This window comes from Paenibacillus sp. FSL L8-0333, from assembly GCF_037965665.1.
Lineage (GTDB): Bacteria > Bacillota > Bacilli > Paenibacillales > Paenibacillaceae > Paenibacillus_AQ > Paenibacillus_AQ odorifer.
The window spans coordinates 6,082,057-6,097,609 of record NZ_CP150186.1 but is presented as its reverse complement, the minus strand read 5'-3'; the positions used below and the strand labels follow the sequence as shown (position 1 = coordinate 6,097,609).

Below are 15,553 nucleotides of genomic sequence, written 5' to 3'. Positions count from 1 at the left end.
CATAGGAGGAATAAATTATGTCAACGCCGCACAATGCAGCACAAAATGGTGAAATCGCCAAAACAGTATTAATGCCAGGAGATCCTTTGAGAGCGAAGTATATTGCAGAAACCTATTTGGAGAACCCAACCCAATTTAATACGGTACGTAATATGTTTGGATATACAGGAACTTATAAAGGCAAAGAGGTTTCGGTAATGGGTTCGGGAATGGGAATGCCAAGTATCGGTATTTATTCTTATGAACTATACAAAAACTATGGTGTGGAAAACATCATTCGTATCGGTAGTGCTGGAGCATACACAGATAAATTGAATTTATTTGACGTGGTGTTGGCGGATAGCGCGTGGAGTGAATCTACATATGCCTATGTGCAAAGCGGTGTAGAAGGAGATATCCAGCTGCCAAGTAAAGAATTGAACGAAGTCATTGAAGCAGCGGCTACACGTATTAACAAGCCAGTTCTGACGGCGAGAATTCATTCCAGCGATGTATTCTATCATGAAGACAATGTGCCTGGAGTTAATGAATTTTACAATGAACATGGCTGTGTTTGTGTAGAAATGGAGAGTTATGCGTTGTTCCATAATGCGAAAGTGTTAGGTAAACAAGCTGCATGTATTCTTACCATTTCTGATTCGTTAGTTACTCATGCTGTAACCACGGCAGAAGAAAGACAAAATTCTTTCAACGGCATGATGGAAGTAGCTTTAGAAGCAGCGATTTCTATTTAATAAAAAAGATTAAGTAGCTTAAAAAGTTCTACGAGCAAAAGCTTGAGAGCCTATTAAATTCAGGATTAAGTCCTGATATTTAATAGGTTTTTTTCTCATTTGTAAGGTTGTGGAAATGGATAGGTGAAGCGTGTAAATTATTGTTGTTTTTAATCAAAATTTAATGTTAAATTCGTAATAATTCTCTCGGATTATACCGATATAAAAATCAAACCAAATGGCTACAAATCTTAGAAAAGACATCTAATCTCCATATGGTGGAAGTATTTATATTTTGGTGTAATGCCAAAGGGGGAAAATTGTGATTAAGCGGAGTGGCAATCTTTTATTAGCAATAAGTTTAGTATTCTCTATCGTCAGTTCTCTGTTTATGCCTGCAGTAATTTATGCAGCACCCAGCAATAGCAATATCATAGATCAAAGCTCCACATCAGCTGGAAATTTGAGCAGTGTTGCATTTGGTAACAATGTTTTTGTAGCGGTGGGCCAAGGAGGGATATCTACATCATCAAATGGCGTAGATTGGTCTATCTCCAATAAGGCGGGGAACCCCAAACTAACTTCTATTGTGTTCGCTAATGGGCTGTTCTTAGCTATTGATGGTAGCGAAAAGGCAGTATACAATTCACTCGATGGTGAAAATTGGACAAAAAAAACGTTAGCTATCACACCGGAAAGGTTGAAAGCGGTCAATGGAAAGTTTTTTGTATGGCAGTCAGTATATAAACCTGGCACCAATCCACCTTCTTATAATGTAACTCTTCTACAATCCTCGGATGGAATTAACTGGACAGACACAGGAATCACTTCTACCAATGCAATATTCGGAATGCAAAGCTTAACGGATATTGCTTATGGCGACAACAAATATGTGGTCTCTGCTAACAATGCTGTCTATTATACCTCAACGAATCTGATCAATTGGACAACGGTTACCTTAACCGATCTTGTGATCAACCACTATAATTCTAGCTGGCCTTATGTTACGAATGTAATCTATTTAAATAATCGTTTCTTTAGTTATATCGTGACTCCTTATGCTAAAAAAATATTCACCTCTACAGACGGTGTTAACTGGACCGTTGATGCCTCATGGGATAATAAGCAATTTTATGGGGGAGGTTCTTTAAATGGGAGCTATTTGTTGTTTGGGCAGGGCGTAATTTATAAATCTCCTGCGGCTCCGCTGGACAGCAGCCAGTGGACATCTTCGGATACCCATACAACAATGATGGTGAACAATATGGTTTACGGAAATGGCAAATATGTTGCCTCAGGGGGCAGCGGCTTGCTGGTTTCTTCTGACCTCTCGGCGTGGAGTAATGTCAGCGGTAATCTGAAAAGTATTGCTAAGGATGATAATGGCAATTATGTTGCCGTCTCATCCGGGGAATATGGCTCTATTTACAAATCTACTAGCTCCGCAGTATGGAACGATGTCACACCCTCTAAGCTGCCGGGAATGAATGCGGTCACTTATGGAGCAGGGAAGTTTATTGCAGTTACAGATAAAGAAAACTACAATCTTAACGCCAAAGTGGTGACCTCGACCAACGGTGACACTTGGACTACGACAGATACCGGAGTGCAGGACAATCTGACAGGTATTGCTTTTGGCACAAATCAGTATATTGCAGTTTCCGATTATGGCGGAATTTATTCTTCAGTTAACGGAACCTCATGGACAGAGAGATTTAAAAATGGGGATTTTGCATTTAATACAGTAGCTTACTTGAATAATCAATTTGTAGCTCTTGGGATAAAATACAATAGTACTACTTATGAGCAAGAGAGCGTTGTTATCGCAAAATCATCGGATGGAATACAGTGGAATGTGCCCCTAGAGATTGGGTTCCCCAATACTTCTTTAAAGGGAATTGCCTATGATGGCAGAGCTTATATTCTGGTTGGAGAAGATACAATTAGCCAGCAGGCAGTAATTCTAACCACTGAGGATTTGGTAACTTTTACGAAGGTTACAATATCAGCTAGCGCACTAAATAATATCAGCTTTGGTAATGGAAGTTTTCTGGCTGTTGGATTGAAGGGGGAGTTATTCTCTTCGGCAGACGGATCCACGTGGACTCAGGAAACATCAGATCTTACTTCTAATCTTAATGGCATTATTTACGATGGTACTAACTTTAAGGTCGTGGGGGATTATTTCACTAAAATGACCTTGAACCTAGGTCCTACTCTAGCTTACAGCATCACCGCCTTAGCGGCGACCTTGACGCCTGTCGTAGGTGTAGATAATGGGATTACGCTGACCGTGAAGAATTCGCTGGGCGATACGGACACTCTGTTTACCGGATCAAAAGAAGTGACGGTAACGGGTTATGGTGTTGCGCCGGACGGAACGTACGGAAGCTTAGGAAGCACCGCTTTAGCGGCTTCACCGAGCAAGATCAACGTTAATTTCGTTGATGGTGTAGCTCAGGTGAACCTGAAGCTGAATAAAGCGGGAGCACAGGCTGTTGTGTTCAGCCAAGCAGGCGTAACCTCGCCAGCGGCAACAGCGCTGAACATTGCACCTGTCGCAGGTAGCACAGCGACAATGAAGCTGACCACGGGCGTAAGTGCGCCGCAGGCCAACGGCGGCAGCTTCGCGCAGCAGCCAGTGATAACGCTGCTGGACCAGTTTGGGAATGTAAATATTGGCGACAACAGTACAGTTGTTACTGTGTCGAAGAAGGATACAGGAAGCTGGACGTTGACGGGGAATACGACATTGACGGCAGTAGCAGGTGTCATTTCCTTTACGGATCTGGGAGCCACGAATGCAGCTGGAATCACAGGAGCCCAACTGGCATTTGATGCGATAGGTCTTGCAGAAATCACTAGCGCTACCGTGAATCTTCCACAACCACAGGGAGCGCAAAGCATCACTGCCTCAGCGGCGACGTTGACACCTGTCGTAGGTGTAGATAATGGCATTACGCTGACCGTGAAGAACTCGCTGGGCGACACGGACACTCTGTTTACCGGAACAAAAGAAGTGACGGTAACGGGTTATGATGTTGCGCCGGACGGAACGTACGGAAGCTTAGGAAGTACCGCTTTGGCAGCTTCACCGAGCAAGATCAACGTTGATTTCGTTGAGGGTGTAGCTCAGGTGAACCTGAAGCTGAACAAAGCGGGAGCACAGGCTGTTGTGTTCAGCCAAGCAAGCGTAGCCACGCCAGCGGCAACGGCGCTGAACATTGCACCTGTCGCAGGTAGTACAGCGACAATGAAACTGACCACAGGCGTAAGTGCGCCGCAGGCCAATGGCGGCAGCTTTGCGCAGCAGCCAGTAATAACACTGCTGGATCAGTTTGGAAATGTAAACATTGGCGACAACAGTACGATTGTTACTGTTTCGAAGAAGGACGCAGGGAGCTGGACATTGACGGGAAATACGACATTGACGGCAGTAGCAGGTGTCATTTCCTTTACGGATCTGGGAGCTACGAATGCAGCTGGAATCACCGGAGCCCAACTGGCATTTGATGCGACAGGACTTACACAGATCACCAGTGTAGCGTTGAATCTTCCAGAGCCACAAGGAGCCCAAAGCATTACCGCCTCAGCGGCGACTTTGACACCTGTCGTAGGTGTGAATAATGGCATTACGCTGACCGTGAAGAATTCGCTGGGCAATACAGATACAACGTTCACCGGAACAAAAGAAGTGACGGTATCAGGTTATGATGTTGCGCCTGACGGAACGTACGGCAGCTTAGGAAGTACCGCTTTGGCAGCTTCACCGAGCAAGATCAACGTTGATTTCGTTGAGGGTGTAGCTCAGGTGGATCTGAAGCTGAACAAAGCTGGCGCGCAAGCGGTTATGTTCAGCCAAGCAGGTGTAGCCTCGCCAGCGGCAACAGCGCTGAACATTGCACCTGTCGCAGGCAGCACAGCGACAATGAAGCTCACTACGGACGTAAGTGCGCCGCAGGCTAACGGCGGCAGCTTCGCGCAGCAGCCAGTAATAACACTGCTGGATCAGTTTGGGAATGTAAACATTGGCGACAACAGTTCGGTTGTTACTGTGTCGAAGAAGGACGCAGGAAGCTGGACGTTGACGGGGAATACGACATTGACGGCAGTAGCAGGTGTCATTTCCTTTACGGATCTGGGAGCTACGAATGCAGCTGGAATCACCGGAGCCCAACTGGCATTTGATGCGACAGGTCTTCCAGAGATCACTAGCGCTACCGTGAATCTTCCACAACCACAGGGAGCGCAAAGCATCACCGCCTCAGCAGCGACTTTGACACCAGTTGTAGGTGTAGATAATGGCATTACGCTGACCGTGAAGAACTCGCTGGGCGACACGGACACTCTGTTTACCGGAACAAAAGAAGTGACGGTAACGGGTTATGAAGTTGCGCCGGACGGAACGTACGGAAGCTTAGGAAGTATCGCTTTGGCAGCTTCACCGAGCAAGATCAACGTTGATTTCGTTGAGGGTGTAGCTCAGGTGGATCTGAAGCTGAACAAAGCGGGAGCACAGGCTGTTGTGTTCAGCCAAGCAGGCGTAGCCACGCCAGCGGCAACGGCGCTGAACATTGCACCTGTCGCAGGTAGCACAGCGACAATGAAGCTCACTACGGGCGTAAGTGCCCCGCAGACCAACGGTGGCAGCTTCGCGCAGCAGCCAGTAATAACACTGCTGGATCAGTTTGGGAATCTAAACATTGGCGACAACAGTTCGGTTGTTACTGTGTCGAAGAAGGACGCAGGAAGCTGGACGTTGACGGGGAATACGACGTTGACGGCAGTAGCAGGTGTCATTTCCTTTACGGATCTGGGAGCTACGAATGCAGCTGGAATCACCGGAGCCCAACTGGCATTTGATGCGACAGGTCTTGCAGAGATCACTAGTGCAGTTATTGACCTTACCTGGCCTGAACTTGCTGCGCCAAGTATTGAGTCTGTAACGGCAGGAAACGGACATATTCGAATTACTTGGAGTCCCGTATATGGTACCGATAGTTACGCTGTATATCGGTCTACAGCTTCAGGTGTTTATGGAGCTGAGGTAGCTACTATAAGTGGCTCTGAGAACAGTTACGATGCTGTAGGACTAATTAATGGAACTGCTTATTATTTTATTGTTAAAGCTGTTAATCCTGATGGTATCAGTGCGGCTTCCAATGAAGTAACTAGAACGCCTCAGGTTCCAGCGCCGGGTGCGCCAATACTTCATTCACCTGTGGCAAGTAATGGCATCATCGGCTTAACATGGGATCCGGTGAAGGGTGCGATTGGATACACTATATATCAAGGTATCACTTCCGGAATCTATGAGACACAAGTGGCTACAGTAAGCGAGTCCGTCTACAACTATGATGTGACAGGGTTAACTAATGGCCAATCTTATTATTTCGTAGTTAAGGCATCTAATCCGGGCGGGGAGAGTGCAGCTTCTAACGAAGTCAGCACGAAACCAAGAACATCACCATCTGCACCTACGGGCTTAATAGCAGTAGCGGGAGATGGCGAGGCGACTGTGACATTTGCAGTTCCTGATTCGAACGGGGGAACTCCAATTACGAATTATGAGGTTACTGCTTCTCCGGGTAATATCGTAACAGTTGGGGCAACAAGTCCAATAACGGTAACAGGTCTAGCGAATGGAACAACTTATTCGTTTACAGTTAAAGCGATTAATAGCGCTGGTAGTAGTGTAGCTTCTGAAGTTTCGAACTCCGTGACACCAAAGTCATCAACGGAGGTTGAGGTTACACCTACACCGCCAACACCAACACCAACACCAACAGAATCACCGACATCAACACCGACTGCACCACCTGCAACAACTGCACCAACTGCAACAGCAGGATCCACTGCTACAGCTACAGCTACACCATCTAGCAGCATGGTTGAGGTATTGGTGAACGGTAAGGTTGAAAATGCCGGAACAGCAACGATATCTGAGCATAACGGGCAGACGGTTACCACGATTGTTGTAGATCAGGCAAAAATAGAGCAACGCATCGAAAAGGAAGACCAGAATGCAATTATAACTATCCCTGTGACTGCGACTTCAGATGTGATTATTGGCGAGCTTAATGGTCAAATCATCAAAGATATGGAGCAGAAGCAGGCGCTGTTAATCATTCGTACTCCAAAGGGTACTTATACAATATCAGCAGCACAGATTGATATCAGTGCAATTTCAAAACAGTTTGGCACAGACATTGCTCTACAAGATGTGAAGGTGCAAATTTCAATTTCTGTTCCGACTGCGGATGTACTGAAAAGAATAGAAATGCTGGCAGCCAATGAAAAGCTAACGCTGGTAGCTCAGCCATTAGATTTCACGGTGAAAGTTACTTACGCTGGGAAAACTGTTGAACTCACTAAGTTTAATACCTATGTGGAAAGAACTATTCCTCTTGCGGATGGTGTAGACCTTAAGAAGATTACGACTGGGCTAGTGCTTGAAGCAGGGGGGACGATCCGCCATGTACCCACACAGATTGTTGCCATTGATGGCAAAAACTTTGCGAAAATACACAGTTTAACGAACAGTACGTATTTTGTAGTTCAAGATCCACAGAACTTCAAGGATGTCGTCACCCACTGGGCTAAGGACATTGTCAATGAGATGGCTTCCCGTAAGGTTATTAATGGAGTCGGTGACGATTTGTTTAACCCTAATCAGGAGATTACACGTGCAGAATTTGCGGCGATTATCGTACGTGGATTGGGATTGAAATTGGAGAGCGGAACAACATCCTTTACGGATGTGAAGGTCTCAGATTGGTATAATGATGCGGTGCAGACAGCTTACTCCTATAAGCTAATCAACGGTTTTGAGGATGGAGCGTTCCATCCTACAGACAAGATTACTCGGGAACAAGCGATGAGTATTATTGCTAAAGCTATGGTGATTACCGATTTGAAGACAAAACTTCCTGCCAAAGAAGCAAGCGAGCTGCTGAGCATTTACACGGATGCGAATGAAGCATCAGGCTGGGCGAAGAGTGGCATTGCAGACAGCCTGCAAGCAGGAATCATCACGGGCAGAAGCGGAAATGTACTTGCCCCACAAGCCTTCATTACGAGAGCAGAAGTTGCGGCTATCATCCAAAGATTGCTGCAACAATCAGATTTGATTTAATACACGGTTCTGATTCGAGAGGATCCTTCATGCAGGAAGAGCTGCGGAGGGTCCTCTTTATTTTATTAGGTCAGAGACAATCATTTGTTGCTTTTTTATTGACAAGAAGAAAAATCCAGTTAATAATAACATATGAACACATGTTCATATGTTATTATTAACTGGAGCTTTTGAATGTAACTGCGCAGGGCTACGAATACTATCTAGCTGAAGGTAATAGGAGGTTAAGCATGATGAACAAGAAGAAAAGACACAATCATCAGGTCGAGAATGCACACAGGCAACAGGCCAATCACGATCACAGTAACCACGACCACGCTCATGAAGGACACAGTCACTCTCATGAAGGACACAATCACTCGCATGGCGCTCACGGGCATCATCATTTTGATCCAAGTGGAAATAAAAAAGGGCTTATGATTGCGTTAATCATTACGGTTGGAATTATGTTTTTGGAGTTTTTTGGAGGGTTAATTACCAACAGCTTAGCCCTGTTATCGGACAGTGGGCATATGCTAAACGATGCAAGCTCTCTAGCATTAAGCCTAGTAGCGGTCTGGTTCGCAACCAAACCTGCTTCTCCGAACAAAACGTACGGATTTCATCGATTTGAAATTTTGGCGGCACTTTTAAACGGAGTTACTTTATTTGTAGTTGCTGGATTTATCATTGTAGAAGCTTATGGGCGATTTTTTGAGCCGCCGGCGGTTGCCAGTGGTTCTATGATGCTGATCGCAAGTATTGGTCTTTTAGCCAATGTGGCTAGTGCATGGTCGCTTATGAGAAAAGGGGATGTGAAAAATAACATTAATCTCCGTAGTGCTTATCTCCATGTGCTTGGTGATGCTTTAGGTTCAGTAGGGGCGATTATTGCCGGTTTAATTATGATGATTTTTGGCTGGTATGTTGCAGATCCTATCATAAGCGTATTGGTTGCTCTACTGATTCTTAGAGGGGCGTGGGGAATTATCAAACATACCGTTCACGTCCTTATGGAAGGCACACCGATTACAATCAATCCAGCTCAAGTAAAGGAAATCCTCGAAAGCATTGAAGGGGTTAAAAATGTTCATGACCTGCATATCTGGACCATAACTTCGGGCTTAGATTCACTCAGCTGTCATATCTTAATTGAAGAGGAAGCAGATGACCAACGCATTTTGCAGCAAGCGATTCGGTTAATTGCCGATCATTTCAAAATTCAACATACAACCATTCAGGTTGAAACTTCCGCTATAGTTCATGAAGAATTGAAAATCTAATCAATGATTTATTTTTTGAATAGAATAGGGGGGCTATAGTATAATAAAAATACGAGGAAAGGGGTGATCGGTGCATGGATAATCTGACTCACGAGCATGAATCATGCAGTACGGATGAGCGGAAAAGTCATCACTCAGATAAAACTAAAAAGAATTTGATTAGCCGGCTCAATAGAATTGAAGGTCAAGTTAGAGGGCTAAAAGGGTTAATTGAAAAAGACACCTATTGTGATGATGTGCTGCATCAAATCTCCTCGGTCCAATCTGCATTGAACGGCGTGGGCAAGCTTTTGCTGGAGCATCATATGAAAAGTTGTGTAGTGGAACGTATCCAGGATGGTGAGAACGAGGTACTGGATGAGCTATTAGTTACCATCAATAAATTAATTAGATAATTGATCAATCGGAAGGATTCCTTGGAATCCTTTTTTATTTGCTCAAATTGGGTATATATAGAGTAGGGGACTACCCTAATTTATGATTTCGAGAGGAGTATGTGTTATGGCACATCAAAACTACAAAGAGTGTATTGAAGAGTGTTTGAAATGTATGGTAGCTTGTAATCACTGTTACTCAGCTTGTTTGGATGAGGATCATGTGGGGATGATGAAGGAGTGCATTCGCCTGGATCGTGAATGTGCAGATATATGCGAGTTCGCAGCTCATGCGATGTCGATGAACAGTAAATATGCAAAAGAAATTTGTCTGGCTTGTGCAGAAGCTTGTAAAGCCTGCGGCAACGAATGCCAAAAGCATGATCATGAACATTGCCAGCAATGTGCAGAAGCTTGTTTTGCTTGTGCAAAAGTTTGCCGTGAAATGGCGGCATAAATTAAAGCTTGAAACTGAAAGGGCTGCCGCGGCAGTCCTTTATTCATGAATAGGAAGCCAAATCTAAGGGCACTAGTGAGGTTTTGTAAAATTATTAAGCAATATAGGTAAATATAGTGTTAAAATTTATTGAAATAATACCTTTATAATCAAGAGATATAGATGCCGTAGGGGATGGCTGAGAAAAATAAACAGAATGAGGGGGATGTTAACAACGTTATGATCAATCTTAGTCCAGAACGACTCCAGCAAGTTAGCTACATAGGGATTACTGAGGCTGATTTAGAATTATTAAAAAGCAAGGAGAAAGAATTCAACTTAATCGTTAGCTCATTGGTTGAGGAACTGTATAAACAGATGACGATGGAGCCAGAATTGCTCCACATCATTGAGCAGCACAGTACACTGGATCGATTAAAAGAAACACAGCAGTGGTATTTTTTATCCATGGCCTCTGGTGTGATCGATGAAGCATTTATTGAAAGACGTTTGCTTATCGGGAAAATCCATTCTCGTATTGGATTAACAACGAATTGGTATTTGGGGACGTACATATTATATCTGGATCTGGCTACTGCTTATTTTGAACGGATATTACCAAACGAGTGGAAGCCTGTTATTCATGCCTTAACCAAGATGTTTAATCTCGATTCACAGCTCGTTCTTGAAGCCTATGAAGTGGATGAAAAAGCAAAAATTGAAAACTTGCTGGAGAAGCAAAATCACCTGCTTACAGGAGTGAGTTCAGCCGTTCAGGAGCTGGTATCTTTGATGGTTCAATTAAAGGATAGCAGTGAATCGATAGAAAGTTTAGCTAGTAAAAATGCTGATTATCAAGAGAAAACGCATCAAACGGTATTATATTTAGACAAAGAGGTGGAGTCTATTCATCAAGTGGGTACGATGATTAGAGAAGTGGCTGATCATACGCATCTTTTAGGCTTAAATGCGGCTATTGAAGCGGCCAGAGCTGGAGAGTTTGGAAGAGGGTTTGAAGTTGTGGCTAATGAGGTTCGTAAGCTAGCCCGCCGCTCAAAGGATTCATTGGTAACCATTGACCAGAAACTAGACAATATCAATGCCACCCTTTCCAAGGTGAAAAAAGAATCAGAACATAACTCCATGTATTCCAAGGATCAGGTCAAAAGCTCTCAAGAGCTGGCTTCCTTCGTGAACTTAATTGAAAAAGTGACTGCTGAGTTAGAGAGCTTGAAATGAAGCTGCCACGGATTGAAACACTCCTTCAGAAAATTCTGAGGAGTGTTTTTTGTTTGAAATATAAGAAGTTATTAGCGGTCTAGCTTAGACATCAGTTTTGGAGACACCGTTTAAGCTGGGCACATAATCAGCAGCCTTATCGATGTTCACCATCTGAGCGGCTTCATTGAAATTGTTGTTATTCTCCGCATTGTTTTTCTTACTTGGTTGATGTTTACCTGGAGCTTCTTTGGGATTGGCACTATTTTTGGGCATGACAGTCACCTCCATATTCTTCACCTAGTATGAGAAGGTAGTTTGAATTTTATGCCAGCAGTTGACAAGTGTATCATTAAAAGATATAGTTCATTTAATGATATATCTTTTAATGATACATATGAGGAGGTGATTAAGTGTCAAGAACGGACTCATTGGAAATGGGAGAGCTCACAGACACTGCATTTTATATTCTCTTATCTTTAGTCGAAGCCAAACACGGATATCTAATTATGAAATCGATCGAAACGATGACGAACAATCAATTTTCAATTGGGCCTGCTTCCTTGTATACAACTATTAAGAAGCTGTTAGCGGCTGAATTTATTGAGTTGTATAAAGAAGAAGAGGATGACAAACGAAAAACGTATATTGCAACAGAAAAAGGGATTGGATTGCTAAGAAAAGAAGTAGAGCGCCGAAAAGAAATGATTAGACATGCAGAACAAATTCTCAAATAAAAGGTGGGGAATAGGCATGAAGAATACAAAATATGTGACCAGCGGGGGCTTAGCTTTTACTGAAAAAGGTGATATGCAGAAATTGAGTAAGTATGCCAAAAGGGGCTGGCTCCTGGAAAGCTTTGCACCATTTGGTTATAAGTTAAGAAAGGGAGATCCCCAGACTTTTGAGTACAGTGTAGATTATCACACGAATGTGGATGAGGAGTATTATTTGATTTTTGAAGATGCCGGATGGACCTATGTCTGTTCTGCCGGAAATGGGTTTCATATCTTTCGGGCAGCTGCAGGTACGGCGCCTATCTACTCAGACACTGGGACCCTCATTGACAAATATGAACGTGAAAAGAAAACGATGAGCAAAGCAGCCTTGCCATTGCTTATAGCTTTGATTGTTTTTATCTTCCTAGCGATCTTGGGCGTTAATGGATGGTTACCTGAGATGGTGAGGAATATCAGCCTAGTGTTAGTAGTGGTCACACTTTGTATGTTGGTCTTTCCGGGTCTTCCATACATTGCGTATCGACTTAAATTAAATAAATTACGAGAATAGCGAATGAATTTTTATCTAAAGGATGTTTGCACAGCCATGAATGAAGTTGGTTGTGGGATCATCCTTTTTTAGTTGAGGAGTGAGAACAAATCTAAGTCTCAGATATATAGTACTAATGATCTATTAATGGGATTTATTATATATTAATTCCATATTCTGTATTACAATGATGACGAATACGAATTAGCTTGCTGTTTTCTTTCAAATTTATTACCACAATTGAAGAGGAGGCAATGAATGATGAAGAAGAATGCAAAGCTTAGGTTGAGTTGGAGAAGCCTTATTGTCGTATGTTTGATAATTAGTATTCTTCCTGCCGGTTCCGCGTTTGCAGCAGTGAACAAACCTTTTCCGCAACACACCACCTACACGAGTGGATCTATCAAGCCGAACAATGTAACCCAGACCAGTATGGATAATTCAGTGAAGACCAAATGGGATGCGTGGAAAACGGCCTATCTCAAACCAGCTGGCACTGGCAAATATTACGTTAAGTATAATTCAGATGGAGAAACGGTATCTGAAGCACATGGTTACGGGATGTTGTTCACAGTTTTGATGGCTGGTTATGACAGTAATGCTCAGACTTATTTTGACGGCTTATATAATTATTACAAGGCTCATCCAAGTACAATTAACCCTTATTTGATGTCCTGGAAGCAAAATAGCAGCTTTCAAAACATTGAAGGCGAGGATTCGGCTACAGATGGAGATATGGATATAGCTTTCTCATTGCTGCTTGCGGACAAGCAGTGGGGAAGTAGTGGTACGATCAATTATTTACAAGCTGCAAAAGATATCATTAATGCGATTATGGACAATGAGATTAACCAGACACAGTGGACGATCCGTCTAGGTGACTGGGCGAATAGTGGCTCGTATAATACAGCAACTAGACCTTCGGATTTCATGCTAAATCATTTAAAAGCATTCCAACAGGCTACAGGAGATACCCGCTGGACGAATGTTATCGATAAAACGTACACGATTATAAATAGCCTTTATACGGGTTATAGCTCTAGCACTGGACTCTTGCCTGATTTCGTAGTTTACTCTGGGGGTGTGTATAAACCTGCTGCGGCGAATTTCCTTGAAGATGCCAATGACGGGAATTACAATTACAATTCTTGTCGTACCCCATGGCGGATCGCAACAGATTATTTGATTACCGGAGACAGCAGGGCGCTTACGCAGCTTAATAAGATGAATAGCTGGATTAAGACTAAAGTAAGCAGTACACCTGGTAGTATAAAAGATGGGTACAAGCTAAACGGAACCGTATTTGGAAGTTACAATAGCGGTGCTTTCTATGCTCCATTTGGGGTCAGTGCGATGACCTCATCAACTTACCAAAGCTGGTTGAATTCTCTCTGGAGCCACACAGCAAGCAGTGCTGCAGAAGATTACTATGAAGACAGCATCAAGCTATTTTCGATGATCGTTATGTCTGGCAACTGGTGGACCTATTAAGAGAATATTTAGGTAGAAAAAGGCTGCCCCCAAAACGTTCATGCCCAAAGCCATAAAAGCCAAACAGAACAGCGATTCTCCTAATATTGGAGAATCGCTGTTCTGCATTTTTGGTCAACTGCAGCTTGCTTCAGTAGATTATGGGCAAAAGTAAAGACACCTGATCTCTAATGTCACTTTTATGTGCTGCAATGCATAAAACCCTGTAATCCCCGAGATCCCCGCAATCTTCGTTTGTTCTTCGGTTATCCAAATACACTTTCCGGTTTCATCATTCGGCGTACGGCGGAGCATCCTTTATTTGATAACCAATTGAATCAAGGGGCGTACCTAGTGATGCTCCAAATGATGCAATAAGCGAAGCATTTATACAGAAATTAGGGAATTTCTCCCTAAAATTCAGAGAATTTTGTTCATCAGACTTATAATTAGGGAAAACTTCCCTAAATTTTGGCCGATTCAGTAACTAATAAAGAAATCTCCCTGATTATTAGGGAGGAATTCCCTGATTTTGTCCTTTTAGAGCGAATATCGGCTATTTTCAGGGAGTATTTCCCTAATTAGTTTACACTTACGCTGCACATCGCACACCATTTCCCTATTTTTGGGACAACCTTTCTGAAGACTTTGCGGCATACAGATAAGCAGTACCGCAAAAGAATTGTGGTTTTAGCGAACGTTGTTTTCGGTGAAACGTCCTGCCAGTTTATATACAATTGGATTAAATAGGAAAATGTAGTTCCTTATATCTAAAAAAGGCAGGTGATAATATTGCTCTCAGACAAGAAACAATCTCTACTATTTATTATTATCGTATGGGCAATGGCGTTAGGGATGTTGCTGCTTCCGGAATCGGCACAGGGTCTGTATGGTTTTACTCCTTTTTTCGCAGTATGTATCATGATGTTTCTGATTGTGAGAGATGGATACAGTGCTGAGGGATGGAGAAGGTTGGGCTTCAAATTTAGGGGAGGCAAAGAATACATATTGGCTTTAGTTATTCCCTTAGGTTCACTGGGAGCGGGTTATGCTGTCTATTGGATGGAATGGACTTCAAGCTTAATTCCTCCAGATTCATGGATCGAGACTGTTATATATTTGCTCGTTTACATTGTCCTTGGTTCGTTATCTGCTTTGGGGGAAGAGATCGGTTGGAGGGGTTGGCTGCTCCCGCGTTTTCAATGGATGGGAAGAGTAAGTTCTAGTGTAACAATGGGCTTAATCTGGGCTATATGGCATTATCCGGCGATTCTTGGGCCGCGTGCTTATCATTCCTCTGGAAGCCGCTGGCTCGTGGTGGTGCTCTTTACCTTATCTGTTATGTTTGCGGGCATCATTATAAATGAACTGCGTCTGTCCTCCGGTAGTATTTGGCCGGCAGTGCTTTTACACGGAACTAATAATGCTGTAGATAGTGTTTTGCACAATATTACTGTCAGTTCTTCACCTATGTTGGAGTATGTGGCCGGGGAGAGCGGTTGGGTTCCAATGATTTTATATGGGTGCGCAGCGATATGGATTCTGAATCGAAACCACAGAGTGGAACAGCAAAAAGCCAGAATAGAGCTATAATTCAATGCGGACATTTAGAAGGGAAGGAATATCATGCATAAAAGTATATAATTTCCTGTGTGATTCATATAAAATGGTAGGGG

At 43.2% G+C, this 15,553-nt stretch carries 11 protein-coding genes; 10 read left to right on the top strand and 1 reads right to left on the bottom strand.

Annotation, left to right across the window (positions count from 1 at the left end; all coding sequences use genetic code 11):
* Positions 1 to 17 precede the first annotated feature (17 nt).
* From deoD to NYE72_RS27080, 6 genes are all read left to right on the top strand, one after another.
* A complete protein-coding gene (gene deoD, locus NYE72_RS27105) occupies positions 18 to 734 on the top strand; it encodes a purine-nucleoside phosphorylase (protein ID WP_036681380.1) in 717 nt (238 codons plus the stop codon).
* Positions 735 to 1,035: 301 nt separating this feature from the next.
* Complete coding sequence (locus tag NYE72_RS27100) at positions 1,036 to 7,848, top strand: S-layer homology domain-containing protein (RefSeq protein WP_339210841.1); 6,813 nt, start codon at positions 1,036 to 1,038, stop codon at positions 7,846 to 7,848.
* 230 nt (positions 7,849 to 8,078) lie between these two features.
* Positions 8,079 to 9,110, top strand: coding sequence for a cation diffusion facilitator family transporter (locus NYE72_RS27095; RefSeq protein WP_339210839.1), 1,032 nt, complete (start codon positions 8,079 to 8,081; stop codon positions 9,108 to 9,110).
* A gap of 74 nt (positions 9,111 to 9,184) precedes the next feature.
* Complete coding sequence (locus NYE72_RS27090) at positions 9,185 to 9,505, top strand: metal-sensitive transcriptional regulator (protein ID WP_036681383.1); 321 nt, start codon at positions 9,185 to 9,187, stop codon at positions 9,503 to 9,505.
* A 106-nt stretch (positions 9,506 to 9,611) separates the two neighbouring features.
* Entirely contained in the window at positions 9,612 to 9,941 is a 330-nt protein-coding gene (locus NYE72_RS27085) for a four-helix bundle copper-binding protein (RefSeq protein ID WP_076296881.1), read from the top strand.
* Between the two features lie 174 nt (positions 9,942 to 10,115).
* Positions 10,116 to 11,159, top strand: a complete 1,044-nt coding sequence (locus tag NYE72_RS27080; protein ID WP_306019577.1) for a globin-coupled sensor protein — start codon at positions 10,116 to 10,118, stop codon at positions 11,157 to 11,159.
* An 84-nt stretch (positions 11,160 to 11,243) separates the two neighbouring features.
* Here the strand turns inward: NYE72_RS27080 and NYE72_RS27075 are convergent, their stop codons facing one another.
* Positions 11,244 to 11,414 (bottom strand): hypothetical protein, encoded by a 171-nt coding sequence (locus NYE72_RS27075; protein ID WP_155288200.1) that lies wholly within the window; start codon positions 11,412 to 11,414, stop codon positions 11,244 to 11,246.
* A 137-nt stretch (positions 11,415 to 11,551) separates the two neighbouring features.
* Here NYE72_RS27075 and NYE72_RS27070 point away from each other — a divergent pair, with 137 nt between their 5' ends.
* The 4 genes from NYE72_RS27070 to NYE72_RS27055 all read left to right on the top strand — a co-directional run bounded on the left by NYE72_RS27070 (position 11,552) and on the right by NYE72_RS27055 (position 15,470).
* Positions 11,552 to 11,875, top strand: coding sequence for a PadR family transcriptional regulator (locus NYE72_RS27070; RefSeq protein WP_339210837.1), 324 nt, complete (start codon positions 11,552 to 11,554; stop codon positions 11,873 to 11,875).
* 16 nt (positions 11,876 to 11,891) lie between these two features.
* A complete protein-coding gene (locus NYE72_RS27065; RefSeq protein ID WP_036681393.1) occupies positions 11,892 to 12,428 on the top strand; it encodes a DUF2812 domain-containing protein in 537 nt (178 codons plus the stop codon).
* Positions 12,429 to 12,665: 237 nt separating this feature from the next.
* Positions 12,666 to 13,898, top strand: coding sequence for a glycosyl hydrolase family 8 (locus NYE72_RS27060; RefSeq protein WP_256715445.1), 1,233 nt, complete (start codon positions 12,666 to 12,668; stop codon positions 13,896 to 13,898).
* A gap of 771 nt (positions 13,899 to 14,669) precedes the next feature.
* Positions 14,670 to 15,470: a CPBP family intramembrane glutamic endopeptidase gene (locus NYE72_RS27055; RefSeq protein ID WP_339210835.1), complete on the top strand. Its 801-nt coding sequence runs from the start codon at positions 14,670 to 14,672 to the stop codon at positions 15,468 to 15,470.
* Positions 15,471 to 15,553 lie beyond the last annotated feature (83 nt).

Bases quoted from the DNA above. Each gene is read 5' to 3' on its own strand.
- NYE72_RS27095 (WP_339210839.1), top strand. From the start codon at position 8,079: ATGATGAACAAGAAGAAAAGACACAATCATCAGGTCGAGAATGCACAC.
- NYE72_RS27060 (WP_256715445.1), top strand. From the start codon at position 12,666: ATGATGAAGAAGAATGCAAAGCTTAGGTTGAGTTGGAGAAGCCTTATT.
- NYE72_RS27080 (WP_306019577.1), top strand. From the start codon at position 10,116: ATGGCTGAGAAAAATAAACAGAATGAGGGGGATGTTAACAACGTTATG.
- NYE72_RS27085 (WP_076296881.1), top strand. From the start codon at position 9,612: ATGGCACATCAAAACTACAAAGAGTGTATTGAAGAGTGTTTGAAATGT.
- NYE72_RS27065 (WP_036681393.1), top strand. From the start codon at position 11,892: ATGAAGAATACAAAATATGTGACCAGCGGGGGCTTAGCTTTTACTGAA.
- NYE72_RS27075 (WP_155288200.1), bottom strand. From the start codon at position 11,414: ATGCCCAAAAATAGTGCCAATCCCAAAGAAGCTCCAGGTAAACATCAA.
- deoD (WP_036681380.1), top strand. From the start codon at position 18: ATGTCAACGCCGCACAATGCAGCACAAAATGGTGAAATCGCCAAAACA.
- NYE72_RS27090 (WP_036681383.1), top strand. From the start codon at position 9,185: ATGGATAATCTGACTCACGAGCATGAATCATGCAGTACGGATGAGCGG.